Source organism: Mesorhizobium sp. WSM4311 (genome assembly GCF_002295115.1).
Taxonomy (GTDB): domain Bacteria; phylum Pseudomonadota; class Alphaproteobacteria; order Rhizobiales; family Rhizobiaceae; genus Mesorhizobium.
Genome location: NZ_NSFV01000001.1, coordinates 25,227 through 44,039 on the forward strand (window position 1 = coordinate 25,227; position 18,813 = coordinate 44,039).

22 protein-coding genes are annotated in these 18,813 nt (G+C 65.7%); 8 read left to right on the forward strand and 14 right to left on the reverse strand.

Going from position 1 to position 18,813, the window contains the following annotated elements:
- On the reverse strand, positions 1–915 hold the full coding sequence (locus CK226_RS00140; protein WP_095790693.1) for an alpha/beta hydrolase: 915 nt from the start codon (positions 913–915) through the stop codon (positions 1–3).
- A gap of 120 nt (positions 916–1,035) precedes the next feature.
- Between CK226_RS00140 and CK226_RS00145 the strand changes: the two genes are divergently transcribed.
- The gene (locus CK226_RS00145) at positions 1,036–1,938 is read left to right on the forward strand and encodes a LysR family transcriptional regulator (protein WP_095790694.1); all 903 of its coding nucleotides are present in this window, start codon (positions 1,036–1,038) and stop codon (positions 1,936–1,938) included.
- Positions 1,939–1,947: 9 nt separating this feature from the next.
- On the opposite strand, the gene CK226_RS00150 is transcribed toward CK226_RS00145, so the two are convergent.
- The 4 genes from CK226_RS00150 to ada form a co-directional block, all read right to left on the reverse strand.
- Complete coding sequence (locus tag CK226_RS00150; RefSeq protein ID WP_095790695.1) at positions 1,948–2,691, reverse strand: 2OG-Fe(II) oxygenase; 744 nt, start codon at positions 2,689–2,691, stop codon at positions 1,948–1,950.
- On the reverse strand, positions 2,688–3,239 hold the full coding sequence (locus CK226_RS00155; RefSeq protein ID WP_095790696.1) for a methylated-DNA--[protein]-cysteine S-methyltransferase: 552 nt from the start codon (positions 3,237–3,239) through the stop codon (positions 2,688–2,690). The genes CK226_RS00150 and CK226_RS00155 overlap by 4 nt, the downstream gene beginning before the upstream one ends.
- Before the next feature lie 144 nt (positions 3,240–3,383).
- The gene (locus tag CK226_RS00160) at positions 3,384–3,593 is read right to left on the reverse strand and encodes a hypothetical protein (protein ID WP_245437606.1); all 210 of its coding nucleotides are present in this window, start codon (positions 3,591–3,593) and stop codon (positions 3,384–3,386) included.
- A gap of 18 nt (positions 3,594–3,611) precedes the next feature.
- The gene (gene ada / locus CK226_RS00165) at positions 3,612–4,739 is read right to left on the reverse strand and encodes a bifunctional DNA-binding transcriptional regulator/O6-methylguanine-DNA methyltransferase Ada (protein ID WP_095790697.1); all 1,128 of its coding nucleotides are present in this window, start codon (positions 4,737–4,739) and stop codon (positions 3,612–3,614) included.
- 85 nt (positions 4,740–4,824) lie between these two features.
- Between ada and CK226_RS00170 the strand changes: the two genes are divergently transcribed.
- A complete protein-coding gene (locus CK226_RS00170) occupies positions 4,825–5,046 on the forward strand; it encodes a transcriptional regulator (protein WP_095773755.1) in 222 nt (73 codons plus the stop codon).
- A 66-nt stretch (positions 5,047–5,112) separates the two neighbouring features.
- Here CK226_RS00170 and CK226_RS00175 read toward each other — a convergent pair whose 3' ends face one another.
- Positions 5,113–5,805, reverse strand: coding sequence for a helix-turn-helix domain-containing protein (locus CK226_RS00175; RefSeq protein WP_095790698.1), 693 nt, complete (start codon positions 5,803–5,805; stop codon positions 5,113–5,115).
- A 176-nt stretch (positions 5,806–5,981) separates the two neighbouring features.
- On the opposite strand from CK226_RS00175, the gene CK226_RS00180 reads away from it, so the two are divergent.
- Positions 5,982–6,308 (forward strand): DUF1330 domain-containing protein, encoded by a 327-nt coding sequence (locus CK226_RS00180; protein ID WP_095774007.1) that lies wholly within the window; start codon positions 5,982–5,984, stop codon positions 6,306–6,308.
- Between the two features lie 129 nt (positions 6,309–6,437).
- Positions 6,438–6,974 carry a hypothetical protein gene (locus CK226_RS00185; RefSeq protein ID WP_179300936.1) on the forward strand — a complete coding sequence of 179 codons (537 nt, stop codon included), beginning with the start codon at positions 6,438–6,440 and terminating at the stop codon, positions 6,972–6,974.
- An 83-nt stretch (positions 6,975–7,057) separates the two neighbouring features.
- Here the strand turns inward: CK226_RS00185 and CK226_RS00190 are convergent, their stop codons facing one another.
- On the reverse strand, positions 7,058–8,128 hold the full coding sequence (locus CK226_RS00190) for a phosphatase PAP2 family protein (RefSeq protein ID WP_095790699.1): 1,071 nt from the start codon (positions 8,126–8,128) through the stop codon (positions 7,058–7,060).
- 265 nt (positions 8,129–8,393) lie between these two features.
- A complete protein-coding gene (locus CK226_RS00195; RefSeq protein ID WP_095773758.1) occupies positions 8,394–8,843 on the reverse strand; it encodes an ester cyclase in 450 nt (149 codons plus the stop codon).
- 228 nt (positions 8,844–9,071) lie between these two features.
- Between CK226_RS00195 and CK226_RS00200 the strand changes: the two genes are divergently transcribed.
- Entirely contained in the window at positions 9,072–11,171 is a 2,100-nt protein-coding gene (locus CK226_RS00200) for an EAL domain-containing protein (RefSeq protein WP_095790700.1), read from the forward strand.
- On the opposite strand, the gene CK226_RS00205 is transcribed toward CK226_RS00200, so the two are convergent.
- Positions 11,172–11,363 carry a hypothetical protein gene (locus tag CK226_RS00205; protein ID WP_179295858.1) on the reverse strand — a complete coding sequence of 64 codons (192 nt, stop codon included), beginning with the start codon at positions 11,361–11,363 and terminating at the stop codon, positions 11,172–11,174. It abuts the gene before it with no gap.
- Positions 11,364–11,552: 189 nt separating this feature from the next.
- On the opposite strand from CK226_RS00205, the gene CK226_RS00210 reads away from it, so the two are divergent.
- Positions 11,553–12,278, forward strand: a complete 726-nt coding sequence (locus tag CK226_RS00210; RefSeq protein WP_095791040.1) for a 3-keto-5-aminohexanoate cleavage protein — start codon at positions 11,553–11,555, stop codon at positions 12,276–12,278.
- Positions 12,279–12,291: 13 nt separating this feature from the next.
- Here the strand turns inward: CK226_RS00210 and CK226_RS00215 are convergent, their stop codons facing one another.
- Both CK226_RS00215 and CK226_RS00220 read right to left on the reverse strand, forming a co-directional pair.
- Positions 12,292–13,806, reverse strand: coding sequence for an AMP-binding protein (locus tag CK226_RS00215; protein WP_245437607.1), 1,515 nt, complete (start codon positions 13,804–13,806; stop codon positions 12,292–12,294).
- A gap of 38 nt (positions 13,807–13,844) precedes the next feature.
- Entirely contained in the window at positions 13,845–14,660 is an 816-nt protein-coding gene (locus CK226_RS00220) for a p-hydroxycinnamoyl CoA hydratase/lyase (RefSeq protein WP_095790702.1), read from the reverse strand.
- 122 nt (positions 14,661–14,782) lie between these two features.
- Between CK226_RS00220 and CK226_RS00225 the strand changes: the two genes are divergently transcribed.
- Positions 14,783–15,223: a MarR family transcriptional regulator gene (locus tag CK226_RS00225; RefSeq protein WP_095790703.1), complete on the forward strand. Its 441-nt coding sequence runs from the start codon at positions 14,783–14,785 to the stop codon at positions 15,221–15,223.
- 7 nt (positions 15,224–15,230) lie between these two features.
- Here CK226_RS00225 and CK226_RS00230 read toward each other — a convergent pair whose 3' ends face one another.
- From CK226_RS00230 to CK226_RS00240, 3 genes are all read right to left on the reverse strand, one after another.
- Positions 15,231–15,914 (reverse strand): YoaK family protein, encoded by a 684-nt coding sequence (locus CK226_RS00230; protein WP_095773764.1) that lies wholly within the window; start codon positions 15,912–15,914, stop codon positions 15,231–15,233.
- Positions 15,911–17,044, reverse strand: a complete 1,134-nt coding sequence (locus CK226_RS00235; RefSeq protein ID WP_095790704.1) for an FAD-binding oxidoreductase — start codon at positions 17,042–17,044, stop codon at positions 15,911–15,913. The genes CK226_RS00230 and CK226_RS00235 overlap by 4 nt, the downstream gene beginning before the upstream one ends.
- 147 nt (positions 17,045–17,191) lie before the next feature.
- Positions 17,192–18,187, reverse strand: a complete 996-nt coding sequence (locus CK226_RS00240; RefSeq protein ID WP_179300937.1) for an ornithine cyclodeaminase family protein — start codon at positions 18,185–18,187, stop codon at positions 17,192–17,194.
- Between the two features lie 128 nt (positions 18,188–18,315).
- Here CK226_RS00240 and CK226_RS00245 point away from each other — a divergent pair, with 128 nt between their 5' ends.
- Positions 18,316–18,777 (forward strand): Lrp/AsnC ligand binding domain-containing protein, encoded by a 462-nt coding sequence (locus CK226_RS00245; protein WP_019859344.1) that lies wholly within the window; start codon positions 18,316–18,318, stop codon positions 18,775–18,777.
- Positions 18,778–18,813 lie beyond the last annotated feature (36 nt).

The following is an 18,813-nucleotide window of genomic DNA, read 5'->3' on the forward strand; positions in this document are numbered from 1 at the left end:
TTACCTGGAGAGGAAATCGGTGATGAGCTTGACCGTGGCATCCGGGTTTTCTTCCATGATCCAATGGCCGGATGCCGGCACGATGGCTCCCGTCACGTCCGACGCGACGAAACGCAGTGTATCGGCCTGTGTCGTGCCCGCCGATTTCTCCGCGCCGGCTGCCAGCACCGGCATGGGCAATTTGCCGCCGGTGGAAAGCATCGCCTGGTTGTCGATGGCGTCCTGGTCGAATGCCTTGAACTGTTCGAAGGCGTCATGCATGGCATGCGGCCGCGCGTAGAGTTTTGCATAGTGGACGCGCGTCGCCTCGTCGATCTTCTTCGGGTCGGCCGACAGTTCGTTGTAGAAGCGGTCGAGGTAGATGCGCTCGCGCCCCGCGACCAGGCGCTCCATGTCGGGGCCGCGGAAGTTGAAGTGCCAGAGCAGCGGGCTTTGCTTGATCTTGTCCCAGTCACCTATGCCCGGCAGCGGTGCGTCGATGACGACCCATTTGGTGATGCGCTTAGGATATTGCGCGGCCAGCGCATAGCCGACCATGTTGCCGATATCGTGCGTCACCAGCTCGGCCTTGTCGATCTTCAGCGCATCCATCACGCCGGCGATGTCGAGCGCCTGGTTCTTCTTGGTGTAGCCGCTGTCCGGATGGGCCGAAAGGCCCATGCCGCGCAGGTCCGGCACAACCACCGTGTGATCCTTCATCAGCTTTATCGCGACCGGCGCCCACATGTCGCCGGTGTCGCCGAAGCCGTGCAGCAGCACCACCGCGGGCCCTTGTCCGCCGACGCGTACATGCAGGCTGGTGCCGTTGGTCTGGATCGTCTGCGTCTTGAAGACGGTCGGAAACGGGATCACGCGCGCCGAGGCCGGAGCGGCGAGTGACAGCAGACCAACCACGATAACCAAAGGACGAAACATGATGCATTACCCCGAGCTTTTGCCGCCGCCACATGTTTCGCGGTCTTTCCGACTATGGCACCATGCCCTTGGTTTCGTTAGGCGTCGGTCGCCTGATTGTGAATTCGGGAAAGCCGAACAATGCTAAAGCTTGAAGCCGCCGCCGCATTTGTCGCCGTCACGGAATCCGGCTCGATCAGCGAGGCGGCCAGGCGCATGGGCCTGTCCAAGTCCGTCGTCAGCGAGCGGCTGTCGGAACTCGAGCGCAGCCTCGGCACAAGGCTGCTGGACCGCACCACCCGCAAGCTCTTCATCACCGAAGCGGGGCGCGGTTTTTACGAGCGCGCTAGGCGCATCATGCAGGAGGTGGCCGATGCGAGAGCCGAGATCGCCGAAGATCGCGGGGAACTCGCCGGACCGTTCAGGATATCGGCGCCGACCAGTTTCGGCATCCTCCATCTCGGCCCGGCGCTGTATGGCTTCCTGGCCAGGCACCCGGGGATCGAACTGACGCTTGATGTCGACGATCGTTTCGTCAGCATGGTGGCCGATGGCTACGATGCCATTGTGCGTCACGGGCCGGTCGTCGATGGCGGGCCGGTCATCGTCAAGAAGCTGGCTTCCAGCCGTCGCTTCCTGGTGGCGTCACCGGACTATATCGAGCGGTTCGGACTGCCCGCGACCACCGACGACCTGAAACGCCACAAGGGCGTCATCTATTCCATCCGCGGTGCCGCCGACTGGCGGTTCAAGATTTCGCGGCGGCTGGTGACGATCCGCCCGCAAACCGCGCTGCGCGTCAACAACGGGATCTTGATGCGCGACGCCGCGCTTGCTGGCCTCGGCCTGGCGCTGCTCCCTGCCTATTTCATCCGGACCGAGATCGCCGACAAGCGATTGACGGTCATCGATGTCGGCGCCGAACCTGAAGGGGCCACCATCTATATCGCCTGTCCCGAGGACCGGCGCGGATCCGCCAAACTGCGTGCGCTCACCGCATGGCTTCGCGATGCCTTTGGCGATCCGCCCTATTGGGAGGCGTGAACCGGCACCTCACTTCGCATCGTGAAAGATGATGCCGACCGTGTGGCGCATGCCTGAGCGCAGGCGGCTGACTCCGTGGCGCAGGTTGACGCGGTAGTTGCCTTTCGTTCCCTGCACCGGCCGGTTGTGGACGGCGAAGGCCACCGCGTCGCCCTGGCGCAAGGGCACCACCTCGACCCGGCTCTGCATGCGCGGCCGCTGTTCGGTCAGCGCGAATTCGCCGCCGGTGAAATCCTCGCCGGGTTCGGAGAGCAGGATCGCCACCTGCAAGGGAAAGGCGAGATCGCCATAGAGGTCCTGGTGCAGGCAGTTGAAGTCGCCGGGGACATATTGCAGCAGAAGCGGCGTCGGCCTGACCTGGCCGGCGGCATGGCATTGTTCGAGAAATTCGGCATGCCTGGCGGGGTAGCGCAGGGGGATCGCCATGCGCTCGTTCCAGCGGTTGGCGACCTCGGCCAGCCTGGGATAGAGCGCGCTGCGCAGGCCGCCGAGCAGGTCCGGCAAGGGATAGCGGAAGTAGCGGTATTCGCCCCTGCCGAAACCGTGCCTGGCCATGTGGATGTGGCTGCGGAAATGCTGTTCCTGGGGGTAGAGGCCGGCGATCTGCCGGCACTCTTCGGGCGCGAGCAGCTTTTCCATCACCGCGCAGCCGAAGCCGTCGAGCTCGGCGGCCAGTGCCGGCCAGTCGTATGCGGCAACGCGCACCTCGGCGGCCTCGACCACCGAAGTGGCAACCTTGGCGTGGGCGTTCATATCGCGGCCTCCTTGTCGAGCAGAGCGCGCTTGCGTTCGATGCCCCAGCGGTAGCCCGACAGCGTGCCGTCGGCGCCGACAACGCGGTGGCAGGGAATGCCGAGCGCGATGGCGTTGGCGGCACAGGCGGTTGCCACGGCGCGCGCGCCGTTCGGCCGGCCAAGGCGCCGGGCAAGCGCGGTGTAGGTGATGGTGACGCCGCAAGGGATGGCGCGCAGCACCTCCCACACCCTTTGCTGGAACGGCGTGCCGTGGCGCATGTCGAGCGGCAGGTCGAGGCCGGCGCTGGGCGTTTCGATGAAGCGGGCTATCGCCGCGAGATCATCGTCGAGAGCGCCCTTGTCTTCGACCAGCACCTTGCCGGGAAAGCGGTCGGCGAGGTCCTGCTCCAGCGCGTCGGCGTCGGAGCCGATCAGGATGGCGCAGACGCCGATCGAGCTGCGCGCCGCCAGGATCTTGCCGATCGCGGATTGGCCGACGGCGTAGGCGATGGTGTCGAGGGTGGCTATCGCCGCCGGTGTGGTTATTTGGGTTTGCAAGAGGTTCATTGCCCTGACTCCTTTGTCTGTGCCGGAACCCTACAGAGGCGGCTTTCCTCGCTCACTCCGGTGCTTGCTTTCAAATTCAAATCGCCTGTGTGAAGACACCGTCGTCGCGTTCCGTAGAGCGCTGACTTTTGAACAGTCTACATGTCACGCGACACGAATGACGAAGAGTTCGCCGAGCAGGAAAACCTCGCCTGACAACAGCCGCAGCTCGATCTCGCCACTCGCAGTACGGCCCCATTCGGCCTTACCGGCATCGACCAGCTTGCCGATGGCGGCCAAGACCTGTGACTTCGCGTCGACGGCGGCGCCGTTGGCGATCTCGATGTTCGCACCGGCGGCGGAAGACCTTGCCATCGTGCGCATCGCCGGTCGTTACGCCCGCGAAGACCGGTAGGCCCTGTCGGCGGCCTTCGCCGATCCGCCGGCCTCGCGGTCGAGCAGCGCGCGCTTGCGTTCGGCGCCCCAGGCGTAGCCGGACAGGGCGCCATTCTTGCGGATCACGCGGTGGCAGGGAATGGCGACCGCATGGGCGTTGGCGGCGCAGGCGGCGGCGACGGCGCGGGTTGCCCTGGGCGCGCCGATGCGCTCGGCGATCTCGGCATAGGAAACCGTGCCGCCGACCGGGATGTCCTGCAAGGCTTGCCAGACGCGTTGCTGGAAGACGGTGCCGCGCACGTCGAGCGGCAGGTCGAGGCCGAGCCGTGGGGCCTCGACGAAGCCGACGACGCGGGCAACCAACGCCTCGTAGTCGCGGTCGCCGCCGATCAGCCGCGCCTTGGGGAAACGGTCCTGCAGGTCGCGCACCAGCGCGTCCGGATCGTCGCCGAGCAGGATCGAGGCGACGCCCCTGCGGCTCGACGCGACCAGTATGGCGCCGAGCGAGGTCTCGCCGACGGCGAAGCGTATGTCCTCATTGGCGCCGCCCGCGCGGTAGCGCGTCGGCGTCATGCCGAGCATGCCGGTGGATTTCTCGTAGAAGCGCCCGCTCGAATTGAAGCCGGCATCGTAGATCGCCACCGTGACGCTGGCGCCGTCCGCGAGACCCTGGCGGACCCGGGCGGCACGATGCGCGGCGGCATAGTCCTTCGGCGTCAGCCCGGTGATCGCCTTGAAGACGCGGTGGAAATAGCCGGCGCTGCGCCCGGCGGCTTCAGCCAGTTCAGCCAGCGATGGCTCTTCCTCGCTCTGTTCGATCCTGCGGCAGGCACCGGCGACCATCGCGGCATTGCCGGCCCCCAGCGAAGGGCCATCCGGATTGCAGCGCCGGCAGGCGCGAAAGCCGGTCGCCTTCGCCTGGGCCAGCGTGTCGTGCAACTGGACATTGACCGGATTGGCGCGGCGCGACGGGCAGGAGGGCCGGCAATAGACGCCGGTCGTCGCCACCGAATACCAGAATTGCCCGTCCGCCGATTTGTCGCGCACGACGATGCGCGCCCAGCGCGGGTCATCAGCGACCGGCAGCGGCGTCGATTTGAGGTCTTTGGCGAGAGTGATGAACATGCCGCATTGAAGCCGCTGGAAGACGGCCCCGCCACCCGTTTCCTGCCAACAAAGAATATGACAAGATCGACCCGGAGGAGGTGCGATGGAAAACATTCGATCCCTTAAGACCGAAGCCGATTACGATTGGGCGATCGCCGAAATCACAAGATATTTCGACAACGAGCCGGAGGTCGGCTCGCTCGATGGTGACCGCTTCGATGTTCTCGCGACCCTGATCGAGGCATATGAGAACAAGCGCTACCTGATTGAGGCATCCGATCCCGTTGACGGGTCGCGTCCAGCCGGATTCAAAGACTCGCTGTAAGCCTTTGTTTTCGCGGCATGCCCCCAAAACCGATGCGCGTTTTGTGGGCGGCATGAACCGGTTCTCCTACGCCGCCCTCTTGGGTTCCACCGCGAACGGGCTGAGCCCGAGCCAGGTCTGCATCTTCTTGCCGATAGCGTGGTCGCCGGTCAGGGAAACCTTCGCGCCCGCCTTCTCGACGGTCAGCAACCCCATCCAGATCGCCGTCATCGTGTGCAGGTCGGTGGAGACGTAGAGGTCGACATCGAAGCCCGGATCGTACCAGCACAGATCGACCTCGCCGTGCTTTTCGACGATCAGCCACCACGAGCGTTTGGACGCCGGGAGATCCAGATACAGAAATTGTATCACCGTGCGTCCTTCGGGGAGCGGCGAGGGGTTCAGGTTGCGCCGCATGTCCCACATCAGCAGCGACGGATCGAGGTTCTTGAGCGACAGCCGGGACTCGACCCATTTCTGTCCCCAAAAACCCATCGCCTCGACGACGGGGCGCAAATCGCGGCCGGCCTCGGTCAGCCGGTAGTCGAAGATCGCTTTCTCGCCCGGCACCTCCTTGCGCTCGACGATCCCGGCCAGCTCGAGTTCCTTCAACCGTTGCGACAGAAGGGTCGGCGACATTTTGGGGACGCCGCGGCGCAGGTCGTTGAAGCGGGTCGAACCCGCCACCAATTCGCGCATCAGCACCATCGTCCAGCGGGTGCACAGCACCTCGGCGGCCATCGATAGCGGGCAGAACTGCTTGTATCCGTGCTGGGCCATGATCGGTGCACCTCCCTCGAAGCTGGCCGAACATTAGGCCTTCATGAATGAAGCGGCCAGTACGGAAACTGTACCGCCCCAGTACAGATCGCGGACTGGTTGGCGAGGGGCCGGCCATGCGAGCCCTTTGGCCGGTCGCACGGGATAGCCCTGTGCGCCGCAACCAGGAGACGACCATGACTGCTTACGTTATCGCGGACATCAAGATGAAGGATCCGAAATGGGTGCCGGGCTACGCGGCCTCGGTGCACGACATCGTCCACAAGCATGGCGGCAAATATCTGTCGCGCAGCGGCAATGTGAAGACGCTTGAAGGCAAGCCGCTCGACACCACGCTGATCGCCCTGATGGCGTTCCCGTCGGAAGCGGCGGCACGCGCGTTCACCAACGATCCGGCCTATGCGCCTTTCGTTTCGGCGCGTCAGGGCGGCAGCGACAGCCGCTTCCAGCTGATCGACGATACCGATCTGGCCGGAACGATCCCGTATCTGCCGAAGGGATGACGCTTCCCGGCAGTCGTCACATCGATACATCGATTTCGGGACCTCCAAGCAGCAACAGCCACAGCGCTTGCCTGCCGGGCCGCCGTATTTTCGGCGGCCGGCCAGCTGTGCTTTTTCAAGAAGAATGGAATGGATATGAAATCAAACTTTCGCAACAGGCTCGTCATGGCGGGGGCCATGCTGGCCGTCTGCGCCTCCTTCGCACAGGCGCATCAGGAAGCGGCCGGAGCCGCGTCCGGCCCCAATCCACTGGCCGACAAGGTGCGGGCCGCCAACAGCCGGTTCCTCGACGTCAAGGCGGCGACGGCCGAGGGCTACGCGCCCATACCCTGCGCCAGCGGCATCACCGGTGGCGCCATGGGCATCCACTACGTCAACGGCCAATACCTGAAGGACGACAAGATCGACATCGCCCGTCCCGAGGCCGTGATGTACGAGCCGATGGCCGACGGAACGCTCAAGCTGGTGGCCGTCGAATATATCACCTCGAAGGGGCCGGCGTCGCTGGACGGCCAGCTGTTCAACTTCAACAGCGCCCCCAACCGCTATGGCCTGGGTGAATTCTACGAGCTGCATGTCTGGGCCTGGAAGGGCAACCCGACCGGCACCTTCGCCGACATGAACCCGAAAGTGTCGTGCGAACACACGATGGCACCGAGCCAGTAGCCGTCAAGGTCAGGCGGCGCCAATGCCGCCTGACCTCTACCGAGAGACGGCGGGGTGGTTCGCCTGGCATCGGCCAGGCCCGGTCATTGCGATTCCGGTTCGGGCAGAGGCAGGCGCGTCCCGACGGTATCGTGACTCGCCTCCGGCAGAACGAAACGCCCGGTCAGGTACCAGATTAAGGATACGACAAGGATCGAAAGGTAGCCGTCCACGGCATAGTGCCAGCCGGTGTAGACCGAGCCGAACAGGATGAGTGCGGCGAAGGACCAGCCGGCGACGGTCCAGCGGCGGCCGAAGCCGCTCAGGAACAACGCGTTGAGCGTGACGAAGGCGACATGCATGCTTGGCATGGCTGAAATGCCGCCGCCCAGTTCGGGGCGGCCGCTTGTGTAGGCTGTGAGCAGATAGCTGGCATACATATGGACCGGCGCGGCGTAGCCGTTCCGCGCCAGGGCGGTCTGCAACCCGGCAAACCGGTCGCCACCGTAGAACTGGTCGTGAAATATCGGGCCGGCGGAAGACAGCGCCATGGCCAGAACGGTGCCGCACAGGATCGTGGTCAGCGCGAGCGCCCACAGATAACGCAAACGCGCTGCCGGGTTGTTCCAGAAGGCGACGAACAGCAAGGTGCCGAACCATTGCACGTGCCAGCCATATCCATAGCCGATGAAGATGACAGCCGAAATGCGTTCGGGGACGACGCGGTGCACCCATGTCCAGGGATCGGCGCCATGCAGCCCAACATCAAGCTCCGCCAATATGCGGTCGGCATAGAATGGCACGATGTCGGGGATGGCAATCTTGAAGGCAGTGAAGGCGGTAATGCCGAGAAAGGACAGCAGGATCACCGGTGCGGCGCCCAGCCAGCGCTGCCTGAGCATGTCGAGCATGAACCGCGTCGGGCTATGCCTGGCAAATGTCAGCGCCATCACGCCGAGGCCGGCCGCAAGAAGCGTAGGCAGGAAGACGACGAATGGCTCCGCGTAGGATTGCGCCAGGTGCAGATAGCGGCCCGGCTGCAGGCAAAGCGCGGCCAGGGCATAGGCCAGGCACAGGGCGGTCAGTATCCACCCGCTCCTGGTCGCGGCGATGTCCAGGTCAAAAACGCCAAGCGGCCGGCGCTCGCCGTTCCGCTGCGCGGTGTGCGCACTCATTGAGGAAAACCCGCCAACTGCCCAAGCATTAACAGGGGTATTTCGCCGATGAAGTATTACTATTCAATTACACTTTGGGTTGATAAAAAATACAAATATTGGATGGTTATATTTCCTCCCTTTCCGTCAAGGATTCGTTGACGAAGATGTCATCGTCGAATGCCGAAGTAGCGACCGCGCCGAAGCGGTTTCCAAACCCGAAAGGTTGCCGGGCTTCGGCCGCAGTCGAAGCGGGCCACCGCCTGGGCGGCGATGGCCCTGCGGATCAGGCGGCCCTGATCAGGCCGAGATGGGTCAGCGCGGCGACGCCGTCGTCGAGGCCGATCTCCTCGACGATCCTGCCGTCGATCACTTTCAGCACCGTGGTGCCGGTGAAGCGCATGGCGCGGCCGGTAGCGGCAGGCAGCGAACCGGCGAGGAAATCGCCGAAAGCCGGGCCGGTATGCGTGCCGCCGCCCTCCCACTGGCCGACGACGTAGTCGCCCTCGGCGATGAGATCGGCGGTGGCCCAGAAGTTGAGATCCGGGAAGGCGGCGCGGAAATCGGTCATGAAGGCCTTGATGTCGTCGCGGCCCCGGCGCGGCTCGTGCAGCGAATATTTGAGCAGCATGTCGGGCGCGGCGATGTCGTCGACGACGGACAGGTCGCAGGTTTCACCCCAGAAGTCGGTGAACCATCTGACGACGACGGCCTTGTTGTCTTCCTGTTTGGTCATTGGGAGCGTCCTTTCGTGTTTGGCTGGGGTCATCCGCGGTGCCGCTGATGACCTTGGCCATCCCTAGGCCCATCGGGGGAGCGCAAAACTCCGGTTCTTGCCGGCCAATCGAAAGACGGGGCGCCAGGAATATTGCAGGCGGGAAGGCATGCCTGCCGCGTCCCGGTAACTGTTTCTTCTCTGGTTTTGTCGCAGATTGCCCGCAGGTGGAGCAGGCGAAAACAGACGATGACGGGTCAGGACAAGAAAAGCCGCAATGAAACGTTCTGGGCCACGGCCCTGGAGCGGGCCCATCTTGGCGTCTGGGACTGGGATCTTGCGACCGGCGACTGCTTCTATTCAGCGACCTGGGCGCGGATGCTGGGTTATGATGAGAGGGAGCTTGCCAACACCAGCGACCTGTGGCTGCGGCTCGCCCATCCCGACGACCGCGAGCGGGCGCTGGCCAGCGGCGACCGCCACATTGCCGGACAGACCGACGCCATCGAGACGGAACTGCGGCTGAAGCACAAGCAGGGCCACTGGGTGTGGGTGCTCGACCGCGGCGGCATCGTTGAGCGCGACGAGGACGGGAAGCCGGTGCGACTGATGGGCGTGCAGACCGACATCACCAAACAGAAGACGGCCGAAGCCGAGCTCGAACAGGTCAATGTGCGCTTCCGCCTGGCGCTCGCCGCCAGCGGCACCGGCATCTGGCACCACGACATCGCCACCCACAAGAGCTATTGGGACACCCGCACCAGGGACATATTCGGCCTCGTTGCCGACACCGACGAGGTGACGGCCGACCTTTGGCACACCTATCTGCATCCCGATGACAAGGAAGCCACCGAGCGCGCCCACCAGCCGCCGCCTGGCTCAAGCGGCGTAACCGCCTCGCAATACCGCATCATCAAGCGCGACGGCGAGATCCGCCATGTCGAATCGCTGGTCCGCTTCATCGCCGCCGCGGGTGCCGCCGGCCAGATCCTCGGCACGGTGCGCGACATCACCGAGGACAAGCTGCGCGAACAGGAGCTGGCGTGTGCCGCCCGCCACGACGCGCTGACCGGCCTGTGGAACCGCGCCGCCTTCGACCGGCTGCTCGCCGAGCATATCGCGGCGGGTGCGCCGCTGGCGGTGTTCTATGTCGATCTCGACTACTTCAAGGCGCTCAACGATTTTGCCGGCCACGCCGCCGGCGACATGGCACTGAAGAGCGTTGCCGCCGGCATCCGCGCCTGCCTGCAGCCATCGGCGCATGCGGCGCGGCTCGGCGGCGACGAATTCGCGCTGCTGGTGCCGCATTGCGACGCAGCGCAGGCCGAGCGGCTGGCTGGGGCCATACTGGCGGCCGTGCGCGGCGCCGATCTGGGCTCTGCCGCGGCCGCGCGGCGGCTCGCGGCAAGCATCGGCATCGCCATCGTCAACGACCGGGTGACCACAGTCGCCGATGCGCTGGCCTGCGCCGACGACGCCTGCTACGCGGCCAAGGCCGCCGGGCGCGATCGCTTCGCGGTGTTTTCGGCCGAGGCCGCCACCGGCGGCCTCAACGCGGCGCGGCTCGCCGCCGACACGGTCGACGCCATGGAGGACGGAAGGCTGAAACTGTTCGGCCAGGAGATCCACCGGCTGGGCCGGCCCTGGCAGGAAAGCCGCCATGTCGAGGTGCTGGCGCGGCTTGTCGGGCGCGGCGGCAAGCTGATTCCGCCCAGCGAATTCATCCCGGCGGCGGAGCGTTTCGGCATAGCCGCCAGGCTCGATCGCTGGATTATCCGCACCGCGCTGTCGCGGCATGGCGCGGCGATGAAGTCCGGCGCGATCACGCTTGGCTTCAACCTGTCGGCGCAGACGCTGAGCGATCCGGGACTGTGGGACTTCGTCGACAGCATCATCGAGGAGACTGGGGCGCCGCATTCCGGTATCGGCTTCGAGATCACCGAAACCGCCGCCGTCACCAATTTCGATGCCGCCGAGACGTTCGTGCGCAAGGCGCGCGAGCGGCGCTGCAAGGTCAGCCTCGACGATTTCGGCGCTGGCATGAGTTCGTTCGAATATCTCAGGCGCTTTCCGGTCGATGCCATCAAGATCGATGGCTCCTTCATCGAGCACATGGCCGAGAGTCGCTTCGATCGCGAGATCGTCTCGGCCATATCAGGCATTGCCCGCAGCGTCGGCTGCGCCGTCGTGGCCGAGAAGATCGAGCAAGCCGAGACGCTCGTCATCCTGCAGGCGATGGGCGTCGATTTCGGCCAGGGTTTCCTGCTGCACCGGCCCGAGCCGCTGGAGCGGATCGTCGCGCCCGCCATCGGGCCGGTAACCGCAGCACCGGCCCGCAAGGCGTCCTAATCAGATTTGCCGCACCATCGCTTGCGGAAATTCCAGCACAGCGGTCTCGGGTCGCCTGTGCTGGGCTTCCGCCACCGTCTCGATCAGGAGGTCGAGGGCCTCGCATGCCGAGCGGCTCGTCTCGTCATTGCCGCGCAGATAATGATAAGCGCGTTCGAGATGGATGCGGGCGGCTGAAAAATCGCTGGTCAATGGTTCCCTCCATGATCCCGCCCTAATTTATCTTGGCCGGCCCGGCGGAATTTGGGGTAAATATCCACAGGCGGTTTTTATTCAAATGCCGATTGATCTTGGCCGCGCTGTCAGGAGAGGCAGCGCGCAGCGCTTTGCCCTGCCTTGTCGGGCGGCTAGACTGCCACCTCCTTGTCCGAGGTGATATTGATGATCGTCCAGGCCTGCATCAACGGCGCGCGACCGCGCGATTTTCACCCGAAGCTGCCGCTGACGGCGCAGGCCATGGCCAGCGATGCGGCTGCCTGCGTCGCGGCCGGTGCCGGCGAACTGCACATCCATCCGCGGGGCGCCGACGGGCACGAAAGCCTGGCCGCCGTCGATGCGACAGTGCTGGCCGTGCGCAGGGCCTGCCCAGGCACGCTGGTCGGCGTGTCGACCGGCGCGTGGATCGAGAACGATGTCGCGCGCACCCGCGCGGCGATCGCCGGCTGGCGCGAGCTGCCCGACTATGCCTCGGTCAATCTCTCCGAGGCCGACGCGCCCGCCGTGATGGAGCTGCTGCGCCAGCGCGGCGTCGGCATCGAGGCCGGGCTCGCCACGACAGAAGACGCCGAGCGGTTCGTGGCGCTCGCCGATCACGACCGGGTGCTGCGCATCCTGATCGAAATCGACATACCGGACCTTGTAGCGGCCCTCGCCGAGGCAAACGGCATCGCCGCCGTGCTCGAGCACGCCGAAGCGCGGCGGCCGATCCTGCTGCATGGCGTGGACGCCACCGTCTGGCCATTCGTCGAGCTGGCGCGCCAAAAGCGGTGGTCGACGAGGGTCGGGCTGGAAGACGGCAAGACGCTCGCCGATGGAATCGTGGCCAATGACAATGCGGAAATCGTCGCGGCGGCGGTGGCGGTTTTCCGCTCCGCGTCCGCCGGCTGACCTGCGGTCTGCCTCAGCTCCGCCGGCGGGCCGGTGCCGTCCACGCGCGCAAAATGTGTTTCTGGATCTTGCCGGATGCGGTGCGCGGCAGCGTATCGGTGAGCAGGAACTCTTTCGGCACCTTGAAGCGGGCGATGCGCGCGCCGCAATGGCTTGCCAGATCGGCCGGATCGACGACGCATCCGGGTTTCACCACGACAAAGGCGCGCCCGACTTCGCCCCAGCGCGCGTCGGCGACGCCGATCACGGCGGCTTCGGCGATGCCGGGATGGTCGAGCAACACGGTCTCGATTTCGACGGGATAGACGTTCTCGCCACCGGAAATGAACATGTCCTTGCGACGGTCGACGAGGGTGACGAAGCCTTCCTCGTCGCGCCGCGCGATGTCGCCGGTGCGGAACCAGCCATCGGCGGTGAAGGCGCGCTCCGTCTCTTCCGGCCGGTTCCAATAGCCTGGCGTGATCGAGGGGCCGGAAAGCCATATCTCGCCGGGCTCGCCGGCCGCGACGTCGCGGCCATCGTCGTCGACGAGGCGCAGGCCGATCGTCGGCGCCGGCAGGCCGGACGAGCCTGCCTTGCCGGCGATGCGGTCGGCCTCGACCGGCATGCCAAGCACCGTGCCTGCCTCGGTCATGCCGAAGCCGTCGGCCATGCGCACGCCCTGGGCCAGCCACCATCTGATATCCGTGGCCGGGTTGGGCGCGCCGCCGGTGAAGATGGCGGTGAGCGCGGTCCAGCGCGACGGCGTGAAGTCGGGATGTTCACGCAGCATCCTGGCCATCTGCGGCACGCAGAAATAATGGGTGACGCCAAGAGCCGGATCGGCGAGGCGGCGATTGGTGGCGCCGGCATCGAAGCCGGGCGAGATCAGCACGGTGCCACCCTGAAGCAGCGTCGGACGCAGGCTGGTGATGAGGCCGATGACATGAAACATCGGCGCGTCGCAGAGGAAGACGCTGGCATTGCCGACGCGGCCCAGCACGCCGAAATTGACCGCCGTGGCGAAAGCGTTGCGCTCGGTGACGATGACGCCCTTTGGCCGGCCCGACGTGCCCGACGTGTAGAGGATGATCGACGGCGCATCGTCGGCGGGCAGGGGACGGCGCGGCGCCGGCGCCTCTGCCTCGACCGCCGCCGCGAAGGCGGCGACATCGACAGGGATGCAGCGCCCGGGCAATGCCGCCTTCGGGACAGCGTCATGCAACAGCAGCACCGGATCGCAATCGGCAACGATCGCCTGCTGTTCGGCACTGGCAAGCCGCCAGTTGACCGGCACGAAGATAGCGCCGAGCCGCATTGCGGCCTGCTGCAGGATCAGGAGATCGGCGCTGTTGCGGGCAAGCGTGGCGATCCGTTGCCCGGGCTTGACGCCGTAGCCGGTTTCGAGAACGCCAACGGCTCGCTGGATGGCTTCGTCAAGCGCGGCATAGGTCCAGCGCCGGCCGGAGGCCAGGTCGACGCAGGCAACACGATCCGGCTGCGCGCCGGCATGCAGGGCCACCGGGTCTGAAATCGTCAAGGCCGGCATGCGCATCTCCTCCCAGATTGCGTCGTTGGCTTATCGCGTCATCTGGCTTTGTCGTAAGCGCCGAGGCCGGGCTTGTAGCTCTTTTCGTCGATGAACTGGCGGATGCCTTCCTTGCGGCCCTCATTGTCGTGGGAGTTGGCCGCCTCCTGGGCGCGGACCAGATAGTCCTCAGCATTGTCGTAGGTCATTTCGCTCACGCGGCGGATGGCGTCCTTGGTTGCCTTCAGCGCGATCGGGTTCTTCTTCAGAAGGATGTTGGCGACCTCGGTGACCCGTGTCTTCAACTCAGCCAGCGGCAGGCTTTCATTGACCAGCTTCCAGGCGGCGGCCTTCCTGCCGTCGATCAGTTCGCCGGTCAGCGCGTGATACATGGCGTCACGCATCGACAGCAGGTCGACAACCACCTTGGTGGCGCCGCCGCCGGGCAGGATGCCCCAGTTGATCTCGGACAGGGCGAACTGCGCCTCGTCGGCGGCGAAGGCGAGGTCGCAGGCGAAGAGCGGGCCATAGCCGCCGCCGAAGCACCAGCCATTGACCATGGCGATGGTCGGCTTGCCGTACCAGCGCAGGCGCCGCCACCAGCCATAGGCTTCGGATTGCGCCTTGCGGACGGCGCCGAGCCCCTTGGCTTCGGTCTCGCGGAAATACTCCTTGAGGTCCATGCCCGCCGACCAGGCGCTGCCTTCGCCCGACAGCACGAGCACGCCGACATCGGCGCGGTATTCGAGTTCGTCGAGAACCTCCATCATGCGCCGGTTGAGCGTCGGGTTCATGCAATTGCGCTTGTCCGGCCGGTTGAAGCGCACCCAGGCGATGCCGTTCTCGACGTCGAAGGCAACGGTCTCATCGGTCATGGTCGGTCTCCTCCCGTTCCACCACTGCTATGGAAAATTGCTATGGGGCATAGCTATCTTGATTGCTATGTCGCATAGTCTTTTTCGCTTGACAAGAGCCGGCATCGCGGCGATCGGTTGGCATGGACGAAACCCAGCCTCACGACGCGCTCGATGCGCAGATCGGCTACAATCTCAAGCGTGCCTCGGCTTTCGCGCTCAATGATTTCACGGTCGAACTGACCGAGGCGGGCCTGCGCCCGGTGACCTATGGCATGCTGGCGCTGATCGATGAGCGGCCAGGCATCCGCGCCGCGGAACTGTGCCGTCTCCTGGGCATGAAGAGCGCCAACATGGCGCCGCTGCTGGCCGAACTGGAAGAGCGCGGGCTGGTCGAGCGTGACGACCATGCCGAGGACAGGCGCGTGCGGATGCTGACCCTGACGCCGGCGGCCAGACAGGCGATGCCGGGCTGGCGGCGACAAGTTCGCCGGCACGAAGACAGGTTTCTGCAAAGGCTGACGAAGAAGGAGCGGGCGACGCTGCTGCGCCTGCTGCGCCTGATCTGGACGGACGAAGGTTGAGGGCTGCCTATTTGGCTTCGCCGTCCGGCGCGGAAAGCCGCAGCAAGAGGGCGAGCAGCGCGATCACTGGCGGGACGATGAAGCACCAGACATTGGCGTAGGCAAAGCCGAGGGCAGCGGCCGCGCAGCCGGCGGCGAAGACGGCGACCGCCGCCGCCATGCGCCGCAGGCGGGCAATGAGCGCCGGGCGGGCTTCCGGGGCCGTGCCGCCGATGAGATCGGCGAGGTCGATCATGATCTGGGTGGTGGTGCCGGTCATCAGCGTCGAAGGCGGGGCGGCCGCCAGATGGACCCGGTGCACCGCGTTCTGGATCGCCATGGCGGCGACCAGCACCATGCCGGTGACGATGGCGGCCGCCCCGTCACCACTGGCGAAGGGACCAAAGCGGATCGCCAAGGCGGCGCCGACGACGAGCAGCGCCAGTTTGGTCGCCAGCAGCACTCCGAGCGCCTGATGTCCGCGCCGGCGCAAATGCTCGCCGGCCAGCCGGGTCAGGATGACGACGATGCAGAACACCGGGAGCGCCAGCAGCTTTGCCAGCACGCCCGAAATGCCGAGCACCAGCGAGGCGCCGAGGGTGACGAAATTCCCGGTCACGTGCGCGGTGAACAGGCCCTGCAGCGCCAGGAAGCCGGCCGTGTCGACATAGCCGCCATTGAGGCTCAGCAGCAGCGGCAGTGCTGGTTTCATGGCGTCGTCGCCGGGACCAGGAAACGGTCGGGCGCCAGCGCCGCGGCGGTGACGCCGAGTGCCGTGACATCCTCCGGCAGGGGCTCGCCGCGCATCAGCGCCGCGCCCAGCCTGGCCAAGGTCAGCGACACCTGGAAACCATAGCCGCCCTGGCCGCCGAGCCAGAAGAAGCCAGGCAGGCGGGGGTCGAAGCCGGCGACCGGCGTGCGGTCCGGCGCGAAGGTGCGCAGGCCCGCCCATGGCGTCGACGGACGGCCGATGCGCATCGACGTCGCCTGCTCGATGCGGTCGACGGCGATGGCGACATCGATGTCTTCCGGCCAGGCGTCGCAAGGCTCGGAATCGGTCTCGTCGGCGAGCGAGCCGATCAGCCTGCCGGCGTCGGGCTTGAAGTAGAATTGTTCGTGCAGGTCGACCACCAGCGGCCAGCTGGAGATGTCGATGCCGGCAGGCGCATCGAACAGGAAAGCGGTGCGGCGTTTCGGCTGAAAGCCGAGGCCGGAGAGCCCGGCCAAGCCAGCGACGACATCGACCCAGGCGCCGGCGGCGTTGACGACGATGTCGGCCGGATAGACACCGGCGCTTGTCTGCACGCGCAGGCCGCCGCCGCCGGGCGAAATGGCGCGCACCTCCTCGCCGGTGCGAATCGTGCCGCCGCCGGCCTTCAGCGCCGAGGCGCAGGCCGCCAGCATCTTGCCGGTGTCGATATCCACGGCGTCCGGCTCATAGACGCCGCCGCAAGTGGCTTCAGTGGCGATGGCGGGAACCAGCGCGTGGAGCTCGGCCGCCGACAGGCGACGCACGCTGGGCACCAGCGCCTGCAATTCATCGGCCAGCTTGTCGATCGCGGCGCCGTCGCCTTTCCAGCCGACATGCAGCGCGCCGCGCCGATGGGCGACGAAGCCGCCCACGACGATTTGCTGCCGGCTGGCCAGCGTCAGCGCGCGCACCAGCCGGTTGCCGTAGGTCTCGGTGAACAAAGCGGCGGAGCGGCCGCTGGCGTGGTAGCCAAGATGCGGCTCGCGCTCGAGGACGGTAACGGAGGCCCAATCCCGCACGGCCGCCGCAAGCGACAGGCCGGCAATGCCGCCACCGATGACGACGATTTTTCTGGGAGGATTCGACTGCATCCATCAGTCGTAAAAATGATTTCGCATCCAGTCAAACAGCGCGACCTTCCCTCGGTCGTTCGCGCGGCCATTTCTTCCCGTTCTACGGGGAGAAATCACCGGCGGGGCAATAAGGGCAGCGCCAGCTCCGACGATCGACAGCGTCCTCTACAAGGTCACAATCCGCCCCAGTCCTCGCCGCACCGCCTCGCGATAAGCGAGATCCGCCGCCACCAGATCCTCCATGGCGACACCCATGGCCTTGTAGACGGTGATCTGGTCGGCGCTTATCCTTCCCGGCCGCAGCCCAAGCAGCATTTCGCCAAGCTCGGTTCCGGTTTGCGGATCGATGCCATCGAGTTCGCAAGAGCCGACCGGAGTAGGTGCGAAGGCGTCCCTGGTCTCGACGAACAGGCTGGCCCGGCCGACAAGCTCGACCGGCAGCTCGCCGCCGGGTGGTGCTACGCCCACCGACGAGACATGCGTGCCGGGGCGCAGCCATTCGGCCGAGATCACCGGCTGGTAGGAATGCGTTGCCAGGCACACGACATCGGACGAGCGCACCGCTGCCTCGAGATCGCTGACGGCGACGACGCCCGGATGCTGCGCTGCCAGCGCCTGCGCGTCCGCGAACTCCTTCGAGGCGACGCGGATCTCGGTGAAGTCCCGCACCAGCGGCAGCAGGTGCAAGTGCTGGCCGGCCTGCACGCCGGCGCCGACCACCGTCGCGACCCTGGCGTCGCGGCGGGCCAGTTCCCGCACCGAGAGCACGGCGGAGCCGGAGGTGCGCACGGCGGTGATATAGGTGCCGTCCATGACACAGACCGGCATGCCCGTTTCCGGGTCGAACAGATGGATGGTGGCGAGATGGCTGGGGATCGCCCGGGCTATGTTGCCTTCGAAGACGTTGACGATCTTCACCGACAGATGCATGCCCGCCATCCAGGCCGGCATCGCCAGCGAATAGCCGGCCCGCGGAATGTCGAGCTGTGGCCGCGCCGGATTGACGATCTCGCCGCGGGACAATGCCTTGAAGCCCTCCGCCAACGCATCGAGAAGCCGACGCAGGTCGATGCATGTTCTCACCTCGCCTTCGCTCAGGATGAGCACGGCCGTGTCGCCCTTGGTAAGGGCATTGCGGGAGGTCCGTATGGTCGATGTCATGGGATTTGCCTTGGTCGGATTGCGTTGCCCGCCAACGGTATTGCCACTCGACAGCGTGATGAAATATGCTGTTTTCGCGATTTTTGCGTGATAATCGCGCAATCTGTGGTCAGAAAGTGTGAATTCAAATGGATGATCTCGACCGCATCGACCGCTCGCTGTTGCGCTTGCTGCAGGAGGATGGCCGTCGCACGACGCTCGATCTGGCCCGCCGCGTCGGCCTGTCGCCGACCGGGGCGGCGCAACGCATCAAGCGGCTGTTCGCCGAAGGCTTCATCCGGGCGGTGCGGGCCGTTCTCGACCCGGCCCGGATCGGGCAGGCACAACTCGTCTTCATCGAAGTGCGGCTCGATCATACGGCGCCGCATGTCTTCGACCGTTTCGCCGAGGCGGTCGTGCGGGCGCCCGAGATCATCGAATGCCACATGGTGGTCGGCGGCTTCGATTATCTGGTCAAGGCGCGCATCGCCGACATGGCGATGTTCCAGGATTTCCTGCAGCGGGTGATCCTGCCGCTGCCCGGCGTCAGGGAGACGCACACCTACGCCTCGATCGCCAATGTGAAGCCGGACGCGTTGCTGCCGATCTAGGACGTGGACTTATTAGCGCCGAGCCGTAGCCTGGAC